This is a genomic window from Burkholderia sp. AU30198 (genome assembly GCF_020419825.1).
Taxonomy (GTDB): Bacteria; Pseudomonadota; Gammaproteobacteria; order Burkholderiales; family Burkholderiaceae; genus Burkholderia.
The window spans coordinates 38291-61712 of sequence record NZ_JAIZSA010000028.1 but is presented as its reverse complement, the minus strand read 5'-3'; the positions used below and the strand labels follow the sequence as shown (position 1 = coordinate 61712).

Here is a 23422-nt window from a genome sequence, read left to right as displayed (position 1 = left end):
CAACGGCCGGCCCGCGCCGCTCGCCCCGCGCACCGCCTGCGCCGCGCGCGGCGCTAGCCGGCGTCCGCTGCGTCGTCGCCCCAGTCGATATCGCCGCACAGCACGCGTTGCGTATCGCCGACGCGCACGGCCACCGACAGCGTCACGCACGGCTGCGCCTCGTTGATCGACAGGTACGGCCGCGTGACCTGCACGCGCCCCGGCTCGGCGATCGCCGAGCGGAAATACGGCCGGCGCAGCCAGTTCGCGCCCTGCGCGTCCGCCAGCGGCGAGAAGCGCGCCTCGGCGAGTGCACGGTCGGCGCGCAGCACGACGTTGCGGCCCGACTGGCGGCCGTGCGCGTCGAGCAGGAAGCAGCGCGCGGCGGCATCCAGCGCGAGGAAGTTCCAGCACACCTCGTCGAGCGGCTCGCCGGCCGCCAGACGCTCGGCCGCGCGCTCGAACGCGCGCAGGTACGGCGCGAGCCGCTGCGCATCGCGCCGCTCGCGCGCGTCGGTCTGCTGCCGAAAACGCTCGGTCAGCTCGCCGATGCAGCCCGTCGCGGCCGCGCTGTCGGGCAGCCCCGGCGCCGGCCGGCCGAAGTAGTAGCCCTGCACGAAATCCGCCTCGCACGACAGCGCGATCTGCGCCTCGTGCTCGGTCTCGATGCCCTCGACCAGCACCAGCTTGCCGGCCTCGTGCAGCAGCGTCACGAGCCCGTGCAGGATCGCGGTGAGCCCGGTACGGTGCGCCGCGTGCGACAGCATGATCCGGTCGAGCTTCACGATGTCCGGGTTCAGTTGCCAGATCCGCTCGAGGTTCGAATGGCCCGCGCCGAAATCGTCGAGTGCGATCAGGAAGCCATGCGTGCGGAATTCGCGCACGGCCTCGGCGAGCCGCTCGACGTCTTCCGCGCGCTGTTCGAGCACTTCGAGCACGATGCGGCGCGGCGGCATGCCGAGCCGCTTCAGGTTCGCGAGCAGCGCGGCCGCCTGGAACGGGTCGGTGAGCACGCCCGGATGGACGTTGAGGAACAGCCACTCGCGCTCGGCGCCGAGCAGCGCGAAGTTCTCGAGATGCAGCGCCTGCGCGAGCCGGTCGAGCTGCAGCAGCTCGCCCTGGCGCGCGGCCTCGCCGAACACGTCGAGCGGCGACACGGCGCGGTCGAGCGAATCGTGCGCGCGCAGCAGCGCCTCGTAGCCCACCGCCCGCTGGTGCGACAGGCTGAAAATCGGCTGGAACACGGTCGTGAGCGTCAGGTCGCGGTGCTGCGTCGCCAGACGTTCGAGACCGGAACTCACCTCCCGCTCGAACCGGTACGGCGAAGCGGCGGCCGGACGCTCCTGTTGCACGATCGTCATGCCTTCCTCCTGGTATTGCCTTCGAACGCGGCGCCCGACGAAGCGAACGGCGCGTGCAATGTCATGGTTGGACCCTCGGTTGCCCGGTCAGCGCCGGACGGCTGCCCCACATCAAGCAAGCTCCGTGCAAGGCACCGGCAACCCGTGTGCCGCGGTGGTGCGCCGCGCTGCCGCACCACGGCGGCGCATGTCGCGCGCACCATTTCAGTGCGCGCGCACCGGCCGCTCGAACGCATCCGTCACGCCATCACGCTACACTCCGTACGATCGTTTCATTCCCCGTATTCGCCGTATCGATGGAAATCGTCTTCACCGTCCTGATCCTGCTGCTGACCGTCGCGCTGTCCGGCGCCATCACGCGCATCCTGCCGTTCCAACTGCCGTTGCCGCTGATGCAGATCGCGTTCGGCGCGATGCTCGCGTGGCCGAAGCTGAACCTGCACGTCACGTTCGATCCCGAAATCTTCATGCTGCTGTTCATTCCGCCGCTGCTGTTCGCGGATGGCTGGCGGATTCCGAAGCGCGAGCTGTACCTGCAGCGCCGCGCGATCCTGATGCTCGCCTTCGGGCTCGTGTTCATGACGGTACTCGCAGTGGGCTACTTCGCGCACTGGCTGATACCCGAGTTGCCGCTGCCGATCGCGTTCGCGCTCGCGGCCGTGCTGTCGCCGACCGACGCGGTCGCGCTGTCCGGCATCGCCGGCCGTGGCCGGATCCCGCCGCAGCTGATGCACATCCTCGAAGGCGAGGCGCTGATGAACGACGCGTCGGGCCTCGTCGCGCTGAAATTCGCGATCGCGGCCGCGCTGACCGGCATGTTCTCGCTGCGCGACGCGTCGATCACGTTCGTGATCGTCGCCGCGGGCGGGCTCGCGACGGGCGCGATCGTGTCGTGGGCGTTCAGCGCGCTGTCGACGCGTTTCCTGAACGCCGAGCAGGAAGGCGATCCGGCCCCCGGTATCGTGATGACGCTGCTCGTGCCGTTCGCGGCCTACCTGTTCGCCGAGCACCTCGACCTGTCGGGCGTGCTGGCGGCCGTGTCGGCCGGGATGATGATGAACTACACGAGCTTCTCGCGGAAAAGCACCGTCGCGTCGCGCGTGCGCGCCGAAAGCACGTGGGCGATGATCGAGTTCGTGTTCAACGGCATGGTGTTCATCATGCTCGGGCTGCAGCTGCCGCACATCATCGGCCGCACGCTCGTCGACGCGCACCACACGAGCGACGCGCTCGTCGGCCGGATGATCTTCAACGTCTGCGCGATGATGCTCGCGCTGTATGCGATCCGCTTCCTGTGGGTCTGGCTGCTGCGCTGGTTCGCGAGCCGCCGCGCCGCGCGCCAGGGCCTCGCGGGCACGATGGCCGGCGTGCGCACGATCGCGGTGATGACGGTCGGCGGCGTGCGCGGCGCGGTCACGCTCGCCGGCGTGCTGTCGATTCCGGTCGCGCTGTCCGACGGCGTGCCGCTGCCGGGCCGCGACACGGCGATCTTCGTTGCATCGGCCGTGATCCTCGGCTCGCTCGTCGTCGCGGTGATCGGCCTGCCGCTGCTGCTGCGCGGCGTGCGCTCGGCACGCAGCCCGCTCGGCGACGAGGAGCGCACCGCGCGCGCGGCCGCCGCGCAGGCCGCGATCCGCGCGATCGACTCGTCGCACGACGCGATCTCGGTCGATCTCGACGAATCGGGTGCCGCACGCTGCGCGGACATCTCCGCACGCGTGATGGACCAGTACCGCCGCCGCCTCGCGACGCTCGCCGAGGACGGCCCCACGCCGCGCGCCGAAGCGAAGCAGGCCGAAACGATGGAGCTGCAGATGCGGATCGCGGCCGTGCGCGCGGAACGTTCCGCGCTTTATCGGCTGCGCAGCGAGAGCAAGATTTCCGACGAGACGCTGACGAAGCTGCTCCGCGAGATCGATCTGTCGGAAACCGCGCTGTCGACGCGCAAGAAAGGCATTCTCTGACCCGACGCCCGGGCCGGCGGCGCGCAGCGGTTCCGCGCGCGGCCTTCGCCCGGCGACAGCTTGCGGCGCGCCGCGCACGCGGCGCCCCCACCCTTTCCCGCTAGCGACAACCGGCAGCCGGCCCACGGCCGCCGGATTTGTCTGTTCATTTAAAAAAACTTACACACCGCCCGGTTAAGATCGTCGCTTTCCGACTGATGCGCGCCGCCGCTCGTCTCGCGCGGCCCGGGAAGCACCACGCGCGCCGTCGCCCATGATGCATGGCCACGCCGGTTTCCGGCTCATTTTGCATCGTCATCCTAACGACAGGCACCACAAGGTGCCCGCCGGCGAGCCGGCCCCATCTCCTCATGCCCAACCATCCCGACCCGCTGACACCCCTCCCGTTTCCAGGTCGCCGCCGCTTCCTCGCGCAAGGCGCCGCCGTGCTCGGCAGCGGCATGCTCGGCGCCTGCGGCGGCGATTCTGTCGATTCGTCCGAACACTTCGCCGACGGCTTCGTGTGGGGCGTCGCCACCGCTGCGCCGCAAGTCGAAAGCCGCGGCGGCCGAGGACGAAGCAACTGGGATGTGTTCGCCGACCAGCCCGGCACGATCGCCGACGGCTCCACGAACGCGCGCTGCATCGAATTCGAGCAGCGCTACCCGGGCGATCTCGCGCTGCTCGCCGGCGCGGGGGTCCAGGCGTTCCGCTTCTCGACCGCGTGGCCGCGGGTGCAGCCGGACGGTGCCGGCGCAACGAGCGACGCGGGCCTCGCCACCTACGATCGCATGGTCGACGCGATGCTCGAGAATCGGCTCACGCCGTACCTGACGCTCTTTCACTGGGACATCCCGGTCTGGGCCGGCGATTTCCGCGACCGCGACATCGCGTACCGGCTGGCCGACTACGCGGACATCGTGTCGCGCCGGCTCGGCGACCGCGTCAAGCACTGGATGATGCTGAACGAGCCCAACGGCGTCGCGCTCGCCGGCTACGGCTTCGGCGCATCGCCGCCGCGCGCGCACTCGATGGCAGACATGTTCGCCGCGATCCACCATCAGAACCTCGCACAGGGGCTGATGTTCCAGGCCGTGCGCGCGAACGTGCCTGGCGCGGCGCAGACCGGTACCACGATCAGCGGCCGGCCCGTGCATGCGGCGACGAATACGGCCGCCGACCAGGCCGCCGCCGCCCGGTTCGACGCGATCTGGCATCGCGCGTTTCTCGATCCGCTGTACGGCAAGGGTTATCCGGCCGAGCTGCAGGCGGCGCTGGCGACGCTCGTGCAGCCGGGTGACTTGGCGACGATCGCCGCAAACCCGGATTTTCTCGGCGTGCAGTACTACAACTGCTTCTACGTGAAGGCCGACGCGAGCAGCGCGGGCTTCGCGCTGGCCGACAGTCCGCCGGACGAAATCCAGACGATGGGGTATCCGGTCGAACCGTACGGGATGAGCGAGATGCTGCTGCGCGTTCATCGCGACTACGGCGCGCCGCGCATCGTCGTCACCGAGACGGGCTTCGCGATCGCCGAGCCGGCGCCGAGCAACGGCATCGTCGACGACGGCCCGCGCATCGACTATCTCGCCAGCTACCTGAATGCCGCACACGATGCCTATCGGCAGGGCGTGCGTCTCGGCGGGCTGTTCTGCTGGGCCGGGCTGGACAGTTGGGAGTGGAGCAGCGGCTTTGCAAAGAAATTCGGGTTGATCCACGTCGACCCGGCGACGCAGGCGCGCCTGCCGAAGCGCAGCCTCGCGTATTACTCGCGCTGCATCGCTGGCAATCGCGTCGCATAAGCGACGGGCGTGGGCGTATCGGCGTCGACATGCCCACCCCATGAAAAACGGCGACGCCGGAAGCGTCGCCGTTTTCACATCCGCCCGCGTTCGCGTTACTTCGCGACGACGACCGGAATCCCCTTCAGCATCCCCGCGCCCTTCATCTCGTCGAGCGCGTGCTGCACGGCCGCGCTCGTCGCCGCTTCGATGCCGAGCTGCAGTGCAAGCTCGCGCTCCGTGCGCTTCACACCGGCAAGATTGCGCACCTTCACGTGACCGAAGCCGCGCACGCGCGCGTGCAGGTCGGCCAGTTGCGCGACCTGCGCCGCATTGCCGGCCGTCGTCGCGGCGAGCGCACGCGCAAGCGTCGTCTCGTAATCGTCGGCGAGCGCACGCTCCATCTTGCGCTCGACGGTGCGGCCGAAAGGATCGAGCCACGTGCCGCGCAGGCTGCGCACGCGCGCCAGCACCCCGAACACCGGCCACATCCACTGGCCGAACACGCGCTTCTTCGGCGCGCTGCCGTCGCTGCCGGCCTTCGCGACCGTCGGCGGCGCCAGGTTGAACTTCACGCGATATGCCTGCCCCGGCACGCCTTCGAACTGCGCTTCGAGCGCCGTGCGGAAAGCGTCGTCCGTGTACAGCCGCGCGACCTCGTATTCGTCCTTCACCGCGAGCAGCCGGTAGAACGTCGTCGCGACCGCGCGCGTCAGCGCGTCGTCGCCCTTCGCACGCGCCGCGCTCACGAGCGCACGGTAGCGCTCGACATAGCGTGCGCCGCCGTACGCATCGAGACGCGCTTCGCGATCGGCGATCAGCTCGGCGAGCGTCTCCGGCGCGGCATGCGTGGCCACCGTGTGGCGCGCGTTCCACAACGCGTCGAGGCCCGCCGCATCGCCGGCCGCCATCCGGCCGATCGAGAACGCGAGCTTGTTCATCGGCACCGCGACGTTGTTCAGCTCGATCGCGCGCATCATCGCGGCGAGCGACACCGGCACGAGGCCGAGCTGCCACGCGTAACCGAGCATCAGGATGTTCGCGCCGATCGAATCGCCGAGGAACTTCGCGGCGAGCGCCTGCGCGTCGCAGCTCGACAGGTAGCCGTCGCCGGCCGCGTGGTGCATCTTTTCGAGCAGCGCGTCCGCGTGCAGGTTCGCGTCGGGGTTCTGCACGAACGACGCGTTCGGGATCCGGTGCGTGTTGACGACGATCCGCGAACGTTCGTGACGCACCGTCTGCAGCGCCTCGGCGCTCGCGCCGACGACCATGTCGCACGCGAGCAGCACGTCGGCCTGCTGCGTGTCGATGCGCACCTGGTTCAGCCACCGGTCGCTCGACGCGATCCGCACAAACGACAGCACCGAGCCGCCCTTCTGCGCGAAGCCCATGAAGTCGAGCACCGACGCGCTCTTGCCTTCGAGGTGCGCGGCCATGCTGATCAGCGCGCCGACCGTCACGACGCCCGTGCCGCCGACGCCCGTCACGAGCATGTCGAACGGCGCCGCGTCGAGATGCGTCGCCGGCACCGGCAGCGCATCGACGCGCACGGCGAGCGCCGCTTCGTCGAATGCGGCACCAGCGGCCTTCTTCAGCGCCGCGCCTTCGACCGTCACGAAGCTCGGGCAGAAACCGTTCACGCACGAATAGTCCTTGTTGCACGACGACTGATCGATGCGGCGCTTGCGGCCGAGCGGCGTCTCGAGCGGCTCGACCGACAGGCAGTTCGACTGCACGCCGCAATCGCCGCAGCCTTCGCACACCGCGTCGTTGATGAACAGGCGCTTGTCCGGGTCGGGGAATTCGCCTTTCTTGCGGCGGCGGCGCTTTTCGGCCGCGCAGGTCTGGTCGTAGATCAGCACGGTGACGCCCGGCGTCTCGCGCAGCTCGCGCTGCACGGTGTCGAGTTCGCTGCGGTGATGGAACGTCGTACCCGGCGGGAACTGGCCGTGATGGCCGTCGTACTTCTCCGGTTCGTCGGACACGACGACGAAGCGCGACACGCCTTCCGCCTCGACCTGCCGCGCGATCTGCGGCACCGAGATGCTGCCGTCGACCGGCTGGCCGCCCGTCATCGCGACCGCGTCGTTATAGAGGATCTTGTACGTGATGTTCGCTTTCGCGGCGACCGCCTGGCGGATCGCGAGGATGCCCGAGTGGAAGTAGGTGCCGTCGCCGAGGTTCTGGAACACGTGCTTCGTGTTGGTGAACATCGCATGCGCGGCCCAGTCGACGCCCTCGCCGCCCATCTGGATCAGCCCGGTCGTGTCGCGCTCCATCCACGACGCCATGAAGTGGCAGCCGATGCCGGCCTGCGCGATCGAGCCTTCCGGCACCTTCGTCGATGTGTTGTGCGGGCAGCCCGAGCAGAAGTACGGCGTGCGCTTCACCGCGTCCGCCTCGTTCGACAGGATCTGCGGCGCGACGAGATCGACCACGCGTTCGCGGCGGTCGAGCGCCGGCTTGTGGCGCGCGAGCCATGCGGCGAACACGGGCAGGATGCGCGACGGGCGCAGCTCGCCGAGCTCGGACAGCAGGCAGGCGCCGGCGGCGTCGTGCTTGCCGAGCACCCGCGGGCGCGCGCCGTCCGCGCGGTTGTACAGGTAGTCCTTGATCTGCTGCTCGATGACGGGCCCCTTCTCCTCGATCACGAGCACTTCGGCGAGCCCGTCGACGAAGGTTTCGAGCCGCGTCATTTCGAGCGGATACGACAGGCCGACCTTGTAGATCCGCACGCCGGCCGCGTCGAGGTCGGCCACCGTCAGGTCGAGGCGGCGCAGCGCTTCCATCAGGTCGAGGTGCGCCTTGCCGCAGGTCACGATGCCGACGTTCGCCTGCGCGCTCGGCGCGATCCACTTGTCGATGCTGTTGGTGCGCGCGAAATGGCGCACCGCGTCGAGCTTCGCGGCGAGGCGCGCCTCGATCGTGAGGCTCGGCAGGTCGGGCCAGCGGTTGTGCAGGCCGCCCGCCGGCGGCGTGAAGCCTTCCGGCGCCGGCCACTGCGTCTGCAGCGCGTCGAGGTCGACGGTCGAACCCGACTCGACCGTCTCCGAGATCGCCTTGAAGCCGACCCACGCGCCCGAGTAGCGCGACAGCGCCCAGCCGTACAGCCCGAATTCGAGCATGTCGGCGATGTTCGCCGGGTTCACGACCGGCATGTGCCACGCGATCATCGCGAAGTCGCTCTGGTGCGGCATCGACGACGACACGCAGCCATGGTCGTCGCCCGCGACGACGAGCACGCCGCCATGCGGCGACGAACCGTACGCGTTGCCGTGCTTCAGCGCGTCGCCCGCGCGATCGACGCCCGGGCCCTTGCCGTACCACATCGCATACACGCCCTCGACCGTGCGCTCGGGATCGGCCTCGACGCGCTGCGTGCCGAGCACCGCCGTGCCGCCGAGTTCCTCGTTGATCGCCGGCAGGAAGCGCACGCCGCCGGCGTCGAGCAGTTTCTTCGCCTTCCACAGCTGCTGGTCGACCATGCCGAGCGGCGAACCGCGATAGCCGCTGACGAAGCCGGCCGTGTTGAGCCCCTGTTCGGTGTCGACCGTGCGCTGCATCAGCAGCAGGCGAACCAGCGCCTGCGTGCCGGTCAGGAAGATCCGGCCGCGTGTCGCGGTCAGGTTGTCGGTCAGGCGGTAGTCGGACAGGGCAGGCGTGCCGTCGGGCAAGCGGGCAGTCATGGGGGATGTCTCCGGATTGTGCTGTTCTGGGCTGCTCGGCAGGGCGTCAGGCGACGCGTGGGGGCCGGCAGCGAATGGCTCTATTTTTTCGCGCGGCGCCGAGAATGTTTTTTCTCATCTTGCTCGGGCGGGGCCGGGGCGAGAAAAACTACGCAGGTTTTGGGGTGGTTTTGAGAGAGTTCTCGCGCGGCGAGGAATGGGTGGGGCTGGGGGGAGGTTGCGTGGCCGTGTGGGGGAAGCAACGCGTTGGTGGCGGGTGTGGCGGGACGCCGGGGCGTCGCCCGCGGGGTGGCGATGGGCGCCCGAGCCGCTGCTGGCGTGGGTTTGAGCGGATCGAGGCGGTATCCTCACCGTTCGATTGCACAGCGTTTCGAGTGGCGTGGGGGGCGGATGTCCACAACGGGATCGGGCTGGCACGTCGCGGGTCGGAACGTCCGGCTCCCCGTTCGGATGCGCAGGGCTTCTTGCCGACTTTCGAGTGGATTCTGCTTCAGCCCGTGCTTGTACCCGTCTCCGGGATGCACAGGGGACCGAGTGGTCGAGGGGGTGGGATATCCACATCGAAACCGGCACGCGTTTCGATTTCGGGCTGACACTCACCGTTGAAATACACGGGCGCGCGAGTGGTTGCGAGGCCCGGATATCCACATTGCAACCGGCACGCGTTTCGACTCCGAGCCGACCATCACGGTTGCAATACACGGGCGCTCGAGTGGTCGCCGAGGCCGGATATTCACAACATGACCGGCGCGGTTTCCGGCGTACGGACTCGCGCTCCTCCTCGCCATTCACCGGCTTCGAATGGTTTTGGAGGTTGAACCGGCACCCTGATATTCACGCGGGTATACGCGCTTCGGCCGATCGACCGCCGGCACTCACCTTCGAAATGCACAGGACTTCGAGTCGTTTCGGGAGCGGGATATCCACACGGAAACGCGTGCCGTATTCGATCCTGCGTTCGCCCTCACCGTCGAAATTCACAGCGTTTCAAGTCTCTTCGGAGGTGAGATGTCCACACCCCCTGCTCCCGTTGCCCGCTCACCAAGGCGCTTGCGCTCACCGTTGATGGGCGGCGTTTCGAGTCACATGCGATCAGGGCTTGAAGCCGCGTGATGGGGATAGCTTTCTGGCGAGTCGCTGTCCGTCGCGAAAAAAGCCGTGCCGCGCGTAAAAGCGGTGGGCATCCGGCCGGTGGTCGCCACTCGTCACTTCCAGCTTCACGCATCCGGCCGCGTCGAACCAGCGCTCTGCGGCGGCCATCAGCGCACTGCCGACGCCGTATCCGCGATGGCGCTCATCGACGACCAGGCTGGTGATGCGTCCGAGGTAGCCTGCCGCGTGAAAGAGCGGCAACGCGTGGAGACTGATGCTGCCGACGACCTCGCATTGCACGACAGCCACGACGATCTTGTCCGTCGGACTCGGAAGCAACGCTTCGATCTTTTCGAGGATCAGCGACGGCGTCGTGTCGTAGCCGAGCTGGCTCAACAGTGCGGCAATGGCTGCGTGATCAGACGGCTGCGCGTCTCGGATCGCGAGGTTCGGCGACGTGATCAAGTCCGGCGCTCCCGAGGAAAAGATGTTCGTAGTCGCCGAGCGTTGTCGCTCCGGGTATCCGCACCGCCAGCGGCCGGACAAGGCCGCGCAAGGCCGCCGGCCCGGACGGGCACCCACGCTCACCGTTGAAATGCACAGCGGTTCGAGTCCTTTCCAGGGCGGGATATCCACACCCTGGCGAACGCCTCGTTCGATCGGGCATTCACCCTCACCTTGGAAATACACAGTGCTTCGAGTCTTTTCCGGGTGAGATATCCACACCTCGGCGAGCCCTTCGGACAATCCCGCGATGATACTCACCTTCGAAACGCACAGCGCTTCGAGTCCCTTCCAGGGCAGGATATCCACATCCTGGCGAACGCCTCGTTCGATCCCGCGATCGCACGCGCTTTCGAAACACGCAGCACCTCCGGCCCCGACCAAGGCAGGATATTCACACCTCGGCGAGTCCCCCAGCCGCTTCCGCGATCGCACGCACCTCGAAATACACGACGCTTCGCGCCTGTTCAAACGCAGAATATCCACACCGCTGCGAGCGCCTCGGCCGCCTCGTCGATCACACTCACCCTCGAAATACACAGCGCTTCGAGTCCATTCGGGGGCAGGATATCCACACCCCGGCGAACGCCTCGTTCAATTCGGCGCGCGTACCGATCATCGCCATCCACAGCCCGCCGAGTCGCGTGCGGGGACCGGATACTACATCGAAACGGGCTCCTCATTCACATCGATGCTCGACAATCACCTTTGAGCAGCACGGTTTTTCGTGTCTTGCCGGGCGTCGGATGCCCGCAACAAAGGCGGCGCATCCGACCGCTTTCGACGATCCTCACCGATGCAATACACAGGGTTTCGCGTCGTTCGGGCACGACAGGTACGCTGCACGCGCGCGAAACCTCGCAGCCGACCGCGCGCCGCACCCCGTTGCGCCGGCGCCGCTCAATGTCCGGCGCCAGTCATCCGTCGCAAGTCCGCCAGCCAGCTTTGACTCGTATCCAGCTGGTCGCCGGGCGCGCTTTCCGTCCATACGATCACGCCGTTGATGGCTCGCCCTGCCTCGGACAGTTCGCCGAGCCATTCCGCATCGCCCAGAAATCCGTTCGCCGTCTGCCCTGCCTTGTAAGGCGACACATACGCATAAATCGGCAGCGATCGGTTGATGGCACGGTCGTTTTCGACGACCGCCCGCAGATTCGTTCGCCACAGCGCATGGTTCGGCCAGCGCTGATACATCGTCGGTGCAAAGAAATCGAATCCGCCGTCCTGATAAAGCTGCGCGCGGATACTGCGAAATTTCGGATTGAAATCGTAGTCGTACATGCCGAGCCGGGCATTCGGATAAGCCGCCCGCGTCCAGGCGATGAACTTCTCGAACAGTGCCACTTCGTTCTCGGCCTGCGCTTCCGATCGCGCCGCATCGATCACGATCTTCTCGAAATCGAACGCGATGAATTCGTTCGATCTGAATTGCGACACATAGCCGGCCAGCACCTTCCTGAACTGGCTCTCGGTCGGTACGTGATAGCAGCGGGTTGCATCGCACGACAGCCCCCAGACGTCATAGATCAACGTGAAGGGCACCAGCCCCATCCCGTCGAGATAGGCGGCGTTCGCGTACCGGTTTCCGTTGAAGGCGGTGAAGCCGTTGCCACGCGGGAATACGACGACAGGCGTTTTCGGCTGCGAGGCATTCGCGTCGCGAGCGATGGGCTCGTTCGCGGCGACGGCCGCACAGCCCGCCATCGCGATGGCAGTCGCTACCGACAGGCAGCGGGCAAGAAGCGTGCGCTTCGACATGACGTTGGAACTCCGATCATCCCGGGATCATTCAGCGGCTCACCGACTTCCTTTCGGACGGCGAGCGCCTGACATCGCTCGGCGGCGGCCGCGCCAACGCAGCGCATCTGCCGCTGCGTCATCCTGCGCATGCGCCCATGTCCGGCGTTCGGTTTGCGAGGCATCGAATTCTCGCGGCAATCGGGATCGGTACGCAAGCGTTCGCCCAGCCGCGCTCGCCCGCGCTTCCGAACCGCTCGCCCTGTCCTCACCGTTCCAATCCACAGCATTTCGGGTTGCTTTGCGCGACGGTTTTCCACAACCGGCCGCCTTCTCGACGTCCGGCACACGCGGGAAATTCCGCCCGGCAGATCGACATGGCGAAGCACGTGCGCTCGCGCCGGGATACCGGCCGGCGTGGTGTATCGCCCGCCCGGCATGTCATTGACGGGCATCCGCCGCATCAACCTCACGCCACAGAATTTATAACTAGTTTTTATATGACTAGTTATAAAAAGCCACCACTGGTCGCCCCTGTCCGAACCGTTCCCGCTCGGGTACGCTTGAACCTCCATCGACACGGCACCTACCCCCTACGCGGAGGCGCAATGAAGCTCTACTACTGGCCGAAGACCCGGGCGTTCCGGGCGTTGTGGATGCTCGAGGAAATCGGTGTCGTCTACGAGCTCGTGCCGATCGACCTGCGCTCGCACGAACAGGGTAGCGACGCGTTCATCCAGGTCAATCCGATGGCCAAGCTGCCCGCGCTCGACGACGGCAACGCGCCGTTCGCCGAATCGGGTGCCGTACTGCTCTATCTCGCCGACTGCTGCCCGGGCGCCGGGCTCGGCATCGCGCCCGACGATCCGCTGCGCGGCCGCTTCCTGCAGTGGATGTTCTTCACGCCGACCTGCCTTGAACCGGCGATGGCCGAGAAATTCACGGGCGCGTCGGGCAATCCGGTCGCGTTCGGCTGGGGCAACATCACGCGCGTGCAGCGCGCGCTTGCGCAGGCGCTCGCCCATAGCCCGTGGCTCGTCGGCGAGCGCTTCACCGCGGCCGACCTGCTGCTCGCCAGCACGCTGAAGATCGCGTTCGACGCGCATCTGCTGCCACATGAAGGCGTGCTCGGCGATTACGTCGCGCGTGCCGAGGATCGCGACGGGTTCCGCCGCGCGGCGGCGATCGAACAACGCGAAGCGGCGCGCCTGCTGCATGCGTGACGTGTAGGCGTGCAGGTGTGTAGCGCATGGGCGGCACGACCGGCCGCCCGCGAGCTTGCCTACGCAGCCGGGCCCGACGCCGCTGCGCCAGCATTGACCACCGCGCCCGGCGAGCCGCGCTCGTCGGTCTCGACGTCGACCGGCACCACCTCGTGAAAATGCGTGTAGTCGATATGCGTGATGCCGTCCTCTTCGTGCATCAGATCGACATAGCGATGCCGCCACCGGATCTCCGCGTGCTCCCACGAATGGCGTGCCTGCATCACCTGCGCGGTCGTCTCGTCCGAGCCCTCGATCGTGATCAGCAGCGACGCATCGCGCGCCGCGAGCGACTCCGGCGTTTCGCCGAACAGCGGGCTCGATTCGTCGATCACGTGCATCAGGTTCCAGCCGAGCAGGAAGATCGGATGCTCACTGCGCACCAGCGGCAGGTCGTGGATCTTGCGCAGCGTGTAGCCCTCGTGCGTACCTTCGACGCGCATCAGCCGCAGCTTCGCCTGCGCCTCCGCGATCACGTTCTGGCGTGCGTTTGCCGCACGCACCATCAGCGTCATCCGGCCGTTCAGCGGCCGCACGATCGCATAGCGCGCGAACAGGATCTTCGCCTGCGGACGGGAGAACCGCGCAAACACGAGCCCGGTGGCCAACGCGATGCCCGACATCCCGATGAAAATCTCGAACGTGGCGACCAGGTGCGCATAGACGGTCTGCGGATGCATGTCGCCATAGCCGACGGTCGCGAGCGTCTCGACGCTGAAGAAGAAGGCGCCGCCGAACCCGGCCGGCGACTGGTTCGCGATCGGCGCGTGGCCGAGCAGGTAGAGCGTCGCGAAGCCGCCGTTGAGCAACAGGAACAGCATCGCGAGCGACAGGAAGAAAACGGGCCAGCTCACCGTCAGCGCGCGGTGATAGAGGTCGCGCCAGCCGAGCGGCGGCATCCCGTAGGCGACCACCAGGCGCGTGCCCGACCAGATCTTGCGGCCACGGCCGCGGGAGGCTGAGGAGGACGAATCGACGTTCATCGCGCGGTGCCGAAAGCAGGAAGGCGATGAGCGTAGCACGCGCGACGGCGGCCGGGAATGCGGGCCGCTGCGCAACACACGGCCCGCCGGCGATACGCGAACATGCGCCGCGCACCGCCATGAAAAAAGCCGGCCGCATCAGCGGCCGGCTTCCCGTCGATCCTGCCGCGGCGCGCACCGTGCGCGCCGCCCCGTCACTTGCGGTCGACGATCACGCGATCGAACGTGCCGCCGTCGGCGAAGTGCGTCTTCTGCGCGTTCGCCCAGCTGCCGAAGACCTGCTCGACGCTGAACGTCTTCAACGGCTTGAACTCGGCCGCATGCTTCTTCAGCACGTTCGCGTCGCGCGGGCGCAGATGATGCTGCGCGATGATCTCCTGCGCTTCCGGCGTGTACAGGTAGTCGAGATACGCCTGCGCGACCTTGCGCGTGCCTTTCTTGTCGACGACCTTGTCGACGACGGCGACCGGCGGCTCCGCGAGGATGCTCGCCGACGGATACACGGCGTCGAACTGCGCGCCCGATGCGCCCGTGTCCATCAGCGCGACTTCGTTCTCGAACGTCACGAGCACGTCGCCGATGCCGCGCTGCGTGAACGTGGTCGTCGCGCCGCGGCCGCCCGAGTCGAGCACCGGCACGTTGCGGAAAATCGCCTTCTCGAAGTCGAGCGCCTGCTGGTCGGTCGCGCCCTTCTGCTTCTGGAAGCCCCACGCGGCGAGATACGCGTAGCGGCCGTTGCCCGACGTCTTCGGGTTCGCGATGATCACCTGGACACCCGGCTTCGCGAGATCGCTCCAGTCCTTGATCGCCTTCGGGTTGCCCTTGCGCACCAGGAACACCATCGTGGTCGAGTACGGCGAGCTGTTGTCCGGGAAACGCGCGCGCCAGTCCTTCGGCAGCAACTGGCCGCGCTCGGCGAGCAGGTCGATGTCGTTCGGCTGGTTCATCGTCACGACGTCGGCCTGCAGCCCCTGCAGCACCGACAGCGCCTGCGCGCTCGACGCGCCGTGCGACTGCTTGATCGCGACCGTCTCGCCGGTCTTCTGCTTGTAGGCGGCGGCAAAGCTCGTGTTGATGTCCTTGTACAGCTCGCGCGTCACGTCGTACGACACGTTCAGGATCGACGTGTCCGCGTGCGCGGCCGTCGCCGCCACGACCAGCGCCGCCGCCGCGCCCGTGTGCAGCCAGCGACCGATCCCCTTCATGCTTGCCATCGTGATATGCCCCGTTTCCAGTGGTGGTGAATGTGCGTGACGGCACGCGTACGCGCTGTCATCGAAACGTAAGCGGGCATTCTAGCGGCCGGGCGCGGCGCGCTTTCCAATCAGTCGTGGAAAGCAAATCTCGAATCCTGCTAAACGGCGGCGGGCGCTCGCGCGCGGATCGGATCCGGTGTTAAGATCGCCGCTCAGCCCATTCCACGGTTCCTCCATGTCCGCTGCCCTGCGCTCGCTTCCGATCCTCGCCGCCGTCGCGGCAGGTGCGCGCGCGGCCGGGCTGAAACTGAAAAAACGACTCCTCGACTGACGGGGACGTCGCGTCCCGTCAGGCGAATGCCGGACGGGATGCCCGCAGGTCGTTTCTTTCTCCTTGCTCGCACGCCTCGCTCCGGCCCTCCGCCGGCGGAACGGTTCCTTCCCACTCCGTTTCCACCAAGAGGCTTTGCATGAACACACGTTTCGAAGGTATCTGGCTGCCGATCATTACGCCGTTCCACCACGGCGAAGTCGACCACGCAGCGCTCGCGCGGCTCGCGCGCCACTATGCGGGCTCAGGCATCGCGGGCTTCGTCGCGGGCGCGACGACCGGTGAAGGCGTGCTGCTCGACGCGCGCGAACAGGACGCGGTGTTCGCGACGCTGCGCGACGCGGCGCCCGGGCTACCGATCGTCGTCGGGCTGACTGCGAGCGCGACGCATTTCGCGGCCGCCCGCGCACGCGAACTCGCGGCACTGCGGCCCGACGGGCTGCTCGTCACGCCGCCCGTCTACGTGCGGCCGACGCAGGACGGTATACGCCGCCACGTCGAGGCGATCGTCGACGCGGCCGACTTGCCGGTGCTCGTCTACAACATCCCGTACCGCACCGGCGTGAACGTCGAACTGGAGACGCTGCAGGCGCTTGCGCGCGACCCGCGCGTCGCGGGCATCAAGGAATGCGGCGGCACGCTCGACCGGATGAGCCGGCTCGTGCACGACACGCCGCTCGCGATCCTGTCCGGCGACGACAACCAGAACTTCGCGGCGATGTGCGCCGGTGCGCACGGCGCGATCGCGAGCAGCGCACACGTGCTGCCCGAATGGCATGTGCGCATCCACGCGCTGCTGCGCGACGGGCGGCTCGCCGATGCGCGGCGCCTGTCGGTCGCGCTGCAGCCGCTCGTCGCGGCGCTGTTCGCGGAGCCGAACCCGGCGCCGGTGAAGGCCGTGCTGGCCGCGCAAGGGTGGTGCGAGGACGGGTTGCGGTTGCCGTTCGTGCCGGCGAGTGAAGGGTTGAAGGTGCGGCTGGCAGCCATTTGTGCGGAGCTGGACGAAATCGAGCCGGACGTCGCGGCGGCATGAACCGCGACGCCACATGGCGCGCAGGCCACCGATGGATTTCGCCCCGACAGATTGCTTCAAACTGTCAGAACGAGAGACAGGTCGTACTGTGCAAGATGGGTATCGGCCGTCACGAGCTGAAGCGGCTCGTGACGGGCCTGCGCGACCAGCAAGCGATCGAATGGATCACGATGGTGATGCGGCAAATCGCGGACCGCGGCCCCATGCACGGCCAGCACCGGTAGCTCGCGAATCCCGCTTGAGCCGATCGAGTCGATCAGCTTGCCGACGTCGATATCGAGCTTCCCCAAGCCGGCCTTGATGGCGGCCTCCCAGATACTCGCGCTGCTGACGAAACGTTCGTCTGCGGCCGAGATCAGCCTGCGCGCCCGTGTGTTGAGCTTGGGGTCATTGGTAACGATCCACAAAAAGATGTGCGTATCGAGCAACAGCCGCATCAGCGCCCTTCGAAAGCGTCCAGCAGGTAATCGGGCAATGGAGCATCGAAGTCGTCCGCGATCCACGCCTGCCCTTGCAGGACACCAAACCGAACGGGCGGACCGGCAGGCACCAGTCGATCGGCTGACGTCCCGTCACCGGGGATCGTGGCATCGGCCCTTTGGGCCGGATCGACCGCGCTGGCGCGCGGCGTATTCGCGTTCTGCATGATGACCTCCGTTTCAAGTGATCATCACTGTAGTCAGGTTCCCCCGATCGATCCATTCGACCGATCGGCAGAGGGATTACCGAACCGCGCCCTGCGACGGCAATCGAGCGTTTCGTCACGCCGCCAGCGCCACCCCCTCCGTCGCCTCCCCCACCGCCTGCTTCACGATCCGCGCGAGCCGATCGACGGTCGGCGTCGCCGACGACGTGCGCCGCAGCAGGATCAACGGCAGGCTCGGCAGTGCCGGCAGCCCGCACGACGCCGCATCGAGCACGCGCACCGACGCGGGCAGCCCGTAATGCGAGCGCACCGTCAGCCCGAGGCCGGCCGCCGCCGCGGCCCATAGCCCGGCGAGACTCGGCGTCGTGAACGCGACCCGCCACGGCACGCCCGCGCGGTCGAGCGCGCCGGTCGCCGCGCCGAAGAACCGGCACGGCCGGTCGAACACGACGAGCGGCAGTGGCTCGCCCGGCGCGCGCACCGAGCGGCCGCCCGTTTCGACGGCGTCACCTTCCGCGCCCTCCTCCGCGCCGCCGCCCGGCATGCCGAAGCCGCCCGCGGCCAAGCGTGCCGCCCCGACCCACTGCATCGGCACCTGTGCGATCGCCTCGCTGTCGATCCCCGTGCGCGCCACCAGCGCCGCCGACGCCGGATCGCCCCACACCAGCGCGAGATCGAGCTGGTTCGCATCGAGCCGGTCGAGCAAGTCGGCATTGCGCGCCACCCGCGCCTCGATCCGCACCTTCGGATGCGCGCGCGCAAACCGGCCGAGCACGTCGGGCAGGATCGCCTCGCCGAAATCCTCCTGCAGCCCGACGCGCACCCAGCCGTCGAGATTCGTGCCGCGCACCGCCGCGGCCGCCTCGTCGTTCAGCTCGATCATCCGCCGCGCATAGCGCAGCATCGCATCGCCGGCGTCGGTCAGCGCAAGCCCGCGCCCGGCTTTCACGAACAGCGGCGTGCCGGCCTGCTCCTCGAGCTTGCGGATCTGCGCGCTCACCGCCGACGACGAGCGCGCAACGCGGTCGGCCGCCTTCGCAAAACTGCCGAGATCCACCCCCGCGACGAGGCTGCGCAGCGCCGCCACGTCGAAGTTGGGCCGGGCCAGCGTGGCATCGGCCAGCGCGAGCGACTCGCCGTCGCCGCGTGGAATGTCTTGTCCGGACATATCAACCATCCCGTTTTATCGAACGATTCATCAATAACTTTCCGATTTTCAGGATGAATGTAGGTTGCCAGACTGTCGATGTCAATTTCCAACCGGGCCTGCCGTCATGGATACCTCGTACGTCGCTTCCCCCTCCTCGCCCGCCCGCGATGCGCGCGGCCCGACCCATCGCTGGCGCGTGCTGGCCGCCGGCGTGGCCGCGAACATGAGCTTTTCGGCCGCGGCGGCCGGCATCCCGACCACGGCCGTATGGATGCGCACGGCCTATCACCTCGACAACGGCGCACTCGGCCTCGTGCTCGGCGCACTCGGCTTCGGCGTCGCGCTGTCCGAGCTGCCGTGGGGGATGGCCGCCGACCGCTTCGGCGACCGCCGCGTGCTGCTCGCCGGGCTCGTCGCGACGGCCGCGATGTTCGCGCTGATGGTGTGCACGATCGTCCCGACCGCACACGGCGTGCCGCCGCTGATGCGCGTCGTCGTGGCGATGTGCTGCGTCGGCCTGCTCGGCGGCAGCGTGAACGGATCGAGCGGGCGGGCGGTGATGCGCTGGTTCGGCGAACGCGAACGCGGGCTTGCGATGAGCATCCGCCAGACGGCCGTGCCGCTCGGCGGCGGCGTCGGCGCGGCGCTGCTGCCGTCGCTCGCGTCGCACCTGGGCTTTGCCGCGGTATTCGGCACGCTGATGCTGCTGTGCGCGGGATCGGCCGCGCTGACCTGGCGCTGGCTGCACGAACCGCCCGCCGCGCCAGCCACCGTGGACGTCGCCGCGACACCTGCGCCCGGGCAGCCGCATCGGGCTGCCCCGCGCACCCGCGGCCCGCTGACGCGCGGCCCCGTGTGGCGCATCGTGCTCGGCATCGGCGCGCTGTGCGTGCCCCAGTTCGCGGTGCTCACGTTCGCGACGGTGTTCCTGCACGACTTCGGCCGGCTCGGCCTCGCCGGCATCAGCGCGGCGATGGTCGTGCTGCAGCTCGGCGCGATGGTGACGCGCGTCTGGAGTGGCCGTCATACCGACCGGCACGGCAACCGGCGCGCATACCTGCGCCGCTCGGTGCTCGTCGCGGCCGGGTCGTTCGCGCTGCTCGCGGCCGCGACGGCCGGCAGCCCGCACGTCCCCATCGCCGCGATCGTCGTGATGCTCGTGTTCGCCGGCATCTGCGTGTCGGCGTGGCACGGCGTCGCGTACACGGAGCTCGCGACGCTGGCGGGTGCGAACCACGCGGGCACCGCGCTCGGGATGGCGAACACGGTCTGCTATCTCGGGCTGTTCGCGACGCCGCTCGCGATTCCGCCGCTGCTCGCCGCAAGCTCCTGGAGCGTCGTGTGGCTCGTGGCCGCGCTGGCCGCGGCCGCATCCTATCCGCTGTTCGCCGCGCGATAGCGGCGGCGCGTTGCCCGCGGGCGTCACGGCACCCGCCACGACGCCCACGCGTCGGTCAGGCCGCTTCGCGCGCCAGCGCGCGTCGGGCGGCCGGCCGTTCAGCCTCGCGCTGCGCGTGGGCGGTCCACGCGGGATGTCGCGTCATGTCGAGCCCGATCGCGACACCCCAGCGATACAGCACCAACAGGAACGGATCGACGATCGAATGCGCGCCTGGATCGGCCCACGGGCGGCCGTCGGCGAGCGCGGCTTCAAACGTGTCGTTCGCGGCTTCGATCGTGCGTCGCCCATGCGCACTGACCTCTCCATGCAGCGCCGGATCGCCGATGAAGCGGCCCGGCCGCCACAGCGCGCCGTAGCCGACGCCATGCACCCAGCCGACCAGCCAGGCGAGCCATTCGTGACACCGTGCCTCGCGCAGCGGATCGCCGAGCGGCAGCAATTGCGCGTCCGGGTAACGGCGCGCGAGATACGTGAGGATCGCCGGCGTTTCGGTCAGCACGCGCGGCTCGCCCGGAATCGCGAGCACCGGCACGCGCGCCTTCGCGTTGATCGCGAGATAGCGCGCCTCGAGGTTCTGCTGCTTCTGCACGGAGACGAGCTCGACGTCGAACGGCGCGCCGGTTTCCTCCAGTGCGATGTGGACGGCAAGCGAACAGGCGCCCGGCGAAAGATAGAGACGATATGCGTTCATGGTGGTGTGGCCCGACAGGGCTGTGGAAGACGGAACCGAGTGTAGGAACGCGTGCCTGCCCGCCGCAAACGATGAATTGTCGTGCTCGGACATGAGTGTTACTAATACCCGCATGCGACGCATCCACCTTCCTCCGCTGCAGACGCTGCGCGCGTTCGAGACCGCCGTGCGGCTGCAGAGCTTCACGCGTGCGGCCGACGAACTCGCGCTCACGCAAGGCGCCGTCAGCCAGCACATCCGCGCGCTCGAGGCGCAGCTCGGCTACCCGCTCTTCACGCGCGAGCGCAACGGCGCGACGCCGACGCACGCCGCCCACGCGCTCGCACTGCAGGTGCGCCAGGGCCTCAGCGTGCTCGAACGCGCGTTCGAGCCGGCGCTCGCCACGCGCAGCCGCCCGCGCACCGGCGATGTCACGCTGAACGTCAGCGTGCTGCCGAGCGTCGCCGAACGCTGGCTCGCCCCGCGCCTGCCGCGCTTCTCGGCCGCGCATCCGCACATTGCGATCGCGCTGCACCCGGACGTGGCGCTCGCGCCGCTGCGCAAGCGCGACCGCATCGACGTCGCGCTGCGCTACGGGCCCGGCACATGGCCGGGCGTCGTCGCCGAGAAGCTGATGAACGAGACGATCTTTCCGGTCGCGAGCCCCGCGTACCGTAATCGCGACGGCGTCGCGCCGCGCGCGCCGGCCGATCTCGTGCGCGCGACGCTGCTGCGCCATCCCGCCCAGCCGTGGGAACCGTGGCTCCAGGCCGCGCGGCTCGACCTCACCGAATCCGCGCGCGCGCCGCGCTTCACCGATGCGAATGCGCTGATCGACGCGACGCTGAAAGGGCGCGGCGTCGCACTCGCGCGCCGCTCGCTGATCGAGCCCGAGCTCGCGGACGGCACGCTCGTGCGCGTCTCGACGGTGCGTGTGACCGACGTGTATGCGCACTACGTCGTGTGGCGCCCCGGCCATCCGCACGAAGCGGCGATCCGCACCTGGCTCGACTGGCTGCGCAGCGAGGTGCGGCGACGCACGCCGCGGCGCTGACGCAACACGATCGGCTGCTTGCGTTCATCATGAACGGCCAGGCTGCCGTGAACGGCTTCGTGCATCGCGTCGCGTGCCCGGGTAAAAGTGCCCGGCCCGCATCGCCCGCCGGGCAATATTGCACGCCCGCCATCCCGTTCAAACGACTGGTCAGGATATCGAAAGCATTCCGCGATGACGCGTCGGTCGCAAACGATTCACCGAAACGTCGCATCGCATCGGCATACTCGAAAACGTTTCCCGATCAGCCTGCCAGGAGAGAAGTCATGCGTCGCGTTTCCGTCGTCGTCGTTCTTTGTGCCGCCGCTTTCGTCGCCGCCTGCAGCGACGACGCGCCGCACGACGCACACGCGACCGACGCGTCACAGCAGGCCGGCGCATCGGCCAGCTCCGCCAGCGCATTCAACAACGATGCAGCCGCGAACACCGCCGCGTCCGACGCCGCGCCGCTCGCGCCGCCCGTCGTGCACTACCCGCCCGATGACGACGACGACGCGAAGCCCGCGGCGAACGCTGCCGCGTCGAGTGCCGCCGCGTCGTCGCCCGGCTGATCCTTCCGCTTCCGTCCCCCGACCGCAGCAGAAAAGTGAAGGCCGGCGACGACATCGCGATCAGGAATCCGTACCTGGAGCTGCGCAACCACGGCGGTGCTCACGTCACGCTGACGCTGACCGACCACGCGTGCGGCGCGCCGTCGCGGCAAGCGACGCTGCATGGCGGCGACGCGCGTGTCGAGCAGTGGGCGCTCGCATCGAGCCACCAATGGTATGACGTGACGGTGAGCGACGGCGCGGCAGGCACCTTCTCGCGCCGCTTCGCGGGCCACGTCGAGAACGGCCGGCCGAGCGATTCGGATCCGGCCGCGGTGCGACCCGTCTGCGCGGCGTAGGCACGACGGCGCAGCGTAGCGCGGCCCAGCAGCCGAGCCGCGCGCCGCCCGCCCGGCTCGTCAGATCGCGTGCGCGAGCGCGCGGTCGACGAGCGTGGCTTCGAAGCCGTCGTCCGCGTCGCGAAAGCGCAGCGGTGCCGCGCAGTGGACGAGCGTGTCGATGAAATACTTCGCGCGCGGCCACGGCCCGAAGCCGGCCGCGGTGTTGATGTGCCCGGCGTCGCCGAGGTTCACGAACGCGCTGCCCAGGTGCTGCGAGAGCGTGCGCGCATCGGCGAGCGGCATCCACGGATCGGTCTCGCTGCCGATCACGATCGACGGCACGGCGAGCCGGCGCGCGTCGAACGCCCCGGCAAACGTGAATTTCTTCGGACTGGCGGGCGCGACGAGCAGCACGCCCGCGACATTACCCGTATGCGGCCACTGCGCAAGCGCATGCGCAGCCGCGAGGCAGCCGAAGCTGTGCGCGGCCAGCACGAACGGGCCGCGTTCGCGGTCGAGCAAGGCGCGCACCGATTGCGCCCAGCGTGCGAGGTCAGGCGCGTCCCAGTCGTCCTGCTCGACGCGCAGCGAACGCGGAAACTGCCGTTCGAGCCAGGTCTGCCAGTGAGCGCCTTCACTGCCGTGCAGGCCCGGAACGGTGACGAGCCGCGGCGGCCACGCCGATTTGCTGCATGCGCGCATGATTGCCCTCGCTTGCTTGAAGACGGGATTCGATTGTGG

18 protein-coding genes and 1 pseudogene are annotated in these 23422 nt (G+C 68.4%); 8 read left to right on the top strand and 11 right to left on the bottom strand.

Annotation, left to right across the window (positions count from 1 at the left end; genetic code table 11):
- Positions 1-53: 53 nt before the first annotated feature.
- Positions 54-1340 (bottom strand): EAL domain-containing protein, encoded by a 1287-nt coding sequence (locus tag LGN19_RS37035; protein ID WP_226219969.1) that lies wholly within the window; start codon positions 1338-1340, stop codon positions 54-56.
- Positions 1341-1636: 296 nt separating this feature from the next.
- On the opposite strand from LGN19_RS37035, the gene LGN19_RS37030 reads away from it, so the two are divergent.
- Both LGN19_RS37030 and LGN19_RS37025 read left to right on the top strand, forming a co-directional pair.
- Entirely contained in the window at positions 1637-3304 is a 1668-nt protein-coding gene (locus tag LGN19_RS37030) for a Na+/H+ antiporter (RefSeq protein WP_122946398.1), read from the top strand.
- Between the two features lie 350 nt (positions 3305-3654).
- Entirely contained in the window at positions 3655-5085 is a 1431-nt protein-coding gene (locus tag LGN19_RS37025) for a glycoside hydrolase family 1 protein (RefSeq protein WP_226219968.1), read from the top strand.
- Positions 5086-5180: 95 nt separating this feature from the next.
- Here the strand turns inward: LGN19_RS37025 and LGN19_RS37020 are convergent, their stop codons facing one another.
- From LGN19_RS37020 to LGN19_RS37010, 3 genes are all read right to left on the bottom strand, one after another.
- Positions 5181-8750 carry an indolepyruvate ferredoxin oxidoreductase family protein gene (locus LGN19_RS37020; RefSeq protein ID WP_226219967.1) on the bottom strand — a complete coding sequence of 1190 codons (3570 nt, stop codon included), beginning with the start codon at positions 8748-8750 and terminating at the stop codon, positions 5181-5183.
- A gap of 1092 nt (positions 8751-9842) precedes the next feature.
- The gene (locus LGN19_RS37015) at positions 9843-10655 is read right to left on the bottom strand and encodes a GNAT family N-acetyltransferase (protein WP_226219966.1); all 813 of its coding nucleotides are present in this window, start codon (positions 10653-10655) and stop codon (positions 9843-9845) included.
- A 591-nt stretch (positions 10656-11246) separates the two neighbouring features.
- Positions 11247-12104, bottom strand: a complete 858-nt coding sequence (locus tag LGN19_RS37010; protein WP_226219965.1) for a hypothetical protein — start codon at positions 12102-12104, stop codon at positions 11247-11249.
- A gap of 587 nt (positions 12105-12691) precedes the next feature.
- Between LGN19_RS37010 and LGN19_RS37005 the strand changes: the two genes are divergently transcribed.
- Complete coding sequence (locus tag LGN19_RS37005; protein WP_226219964.1) at positions 12692-13306, top strand: glutathione S-transferase family protein; 615 nt, start codon at positions 12692-12694, stop codon at positions 13304-13306.
- Positions 13307-13365: 59 nt separating this feature from the next.
- Here LGN19_RS37005 and LGN19_RS37000 read toward each other — a convergent pair whose 3' ends face one another.
- Positions 13366-14328, bottom strand: coding sequence for an ion channel (locus LGN19_RS37000; protein ID WP_174961744.1), 963 nt, complete (start codon positions 14326-14328; stop codon positions 13366-13368).
- A 194-nt stretch (positions 14329-14522) separates the two neighbouring features.
- The gene (locus LGN19_RS36995; RefSeq protein WP_089451370.1) at positions 14523-15542 is read right to left on the bottom strand and encodes a sulfate ABC transporter substrate-binding protein; all 1020 of its coding nucleotides are present in this window, start codon (positions 15540-15542) and stop codon (positions 14523-14525) included.
- A 452-nt stretch (positions 15543-15994) separates the two neighbouring features.
- On the opposite strand from LGN19_RS36995, the gene dapA reads away from it, so the two are divergent.
- Positions 15995-16888 carry a 4-hydroxy-tetrahydrodipicolinate synthase gene (gene dapA, locus LGN19_RS36990; RefSeq protein ID WP_122946404.1) on the top strand — a complete coding sequence of 298 codons (894 nt, stop codon included), beginning with the start codon at positions 15995-15997 and terminating at the stop codon, positions 16886-16888.
- 56 nt (positions 16889-16944) lie between these two features.
- Here the strand turns inward: dapA and LGN19_RS36985 are convergent, their stop codons facing one another.
- The 3 genes from LGN19_RS36985 to LGN19_RS36975 all read right to left on the bottom strand — a co-directional run bounded on the left by LGN19_RS36985 (position 16945) and on the right by LGN19_RS36975 (position 18702).
- The gene (locus LGN19_RS36985; RefSeq protein WP_226219963.1) at positions 16945-17325 is read right to left on the bottom strand and encodes a type II toxin-antitoxin system VapC family toxin; all 381 of its coding nucleotides are present in this window, start codon (positions 17323-17325) and stop codon (positions 16945-16947) included.
- Entirely contained in the window at positions 17325-17534 is a 210-nt protein-coding gene (locus LGN19_RS36980; RefSeq protein WP_226219962.1) for a hypothetical protein, read from the bottom strand. The genes LGN19_RS36985 and LGN19_RS36980 overlap by 1 nt, the downstream gene beginning before the upstream one ends.
- Positions 17535-17649: 115 nt before the next feature.
- A complete protein-coding gene (locus tag LGN19_RS36975) occupies positions 17650-18702 on the bottom strand; it encodes a LysR substrate-binding domain-containing protein (RefSeq protein ID WP_226219961.1) in 1053 nt (350 codons plus the stop codon).
- A gap of 106 nt (positions 18703-18808) precedes the next feature.
- Between LGN19_RS36975 and LGN19_RS36970 the strand changes: the two genes are divergently transcribed.
- Positions 18809-20083 (top strand): MFS transporter, encoded by a 1275-nt coding sequence (locus LGN19_RS36970; RefSeq protein ID WP_226219960.1) that lies wholly within the window; start codon positions 18809-18811, stop codon positions 20081-20083.
- A 55-nt stretch (positions 20084-20138) separates the two neighbouring features.
- Here LGN19_RS36970 and LGN19_RS36965 read toward each other — a convergent pair whose 3' ends face one another.
- A complete protein-coding gene (locus LGN19_RS36965; protein ID WP_226219959.1) occupies positions 20139-20777 on the bottom strand; it encodes a glutathione S-transferase family protein in 639 nt (212 codons plus the stop codon).
- A gap of 112 nt (positions 20778-20889) precedes the next feature.
- Here LGN19_RS36965 and LGN19_RS36960 point away from each other — a divergent pair, with 112 nt between their 5' ends.
- The 3 genes and pseudogenes from LGN19_RS36960 to LGN19_RS36950 all read left to right on the top strand — a co-directional run.
- A complete protein-coding gene (locus LGN19_RS36960) occupies positions 20890-21810 on the top strand; it encodes a LysR substrate-binding domain-containing protein (protein ID WP_122946410.1) in 921 nt (306 codons plus the stop codon).
- A 266-nt stretch (positions 21811-22076) separates the two neighbouring features.
- Positions 22077-22361 carry a hypothetical protein gene (locus LGN19_RS36955; RefSeq protein ID WP_226219958.1) on the top strand — a complete coding sequence of 95 codons (285 nt, stop codon included), beginning with the start codon at positions 22077-22079 and terminating at the stop codon, positions 22359-22361.
- A 32-nt stretch (positions 22362-22393) separates the two neighbouring features.
- Positions 22394-22699: pseudogene (locus LGN19_RS36950) on the top strand (phospholipase domain-containing protein); the annotation flags it as partial.
- A 60-nt stretch (positions 22700-22759) separates the two neighbouring features.
- Here the strand turns inward: LGN19_RS36950 and LGN19_RS36945 are convergent.
- Positions 22760-23383 (bottom strand): RBBP9/YdeN family alpha/beta hydrolase, encoded by a 624-nt coding sequence (locus LGN19_RS36945; RefSeq protein WP_226219957.1) that lies wholly within the window; start codon positions 23381-23383, stop codon positions 22760-22762.
- Positions 23384-23422 lie beyond the last annotated feature (39 nt).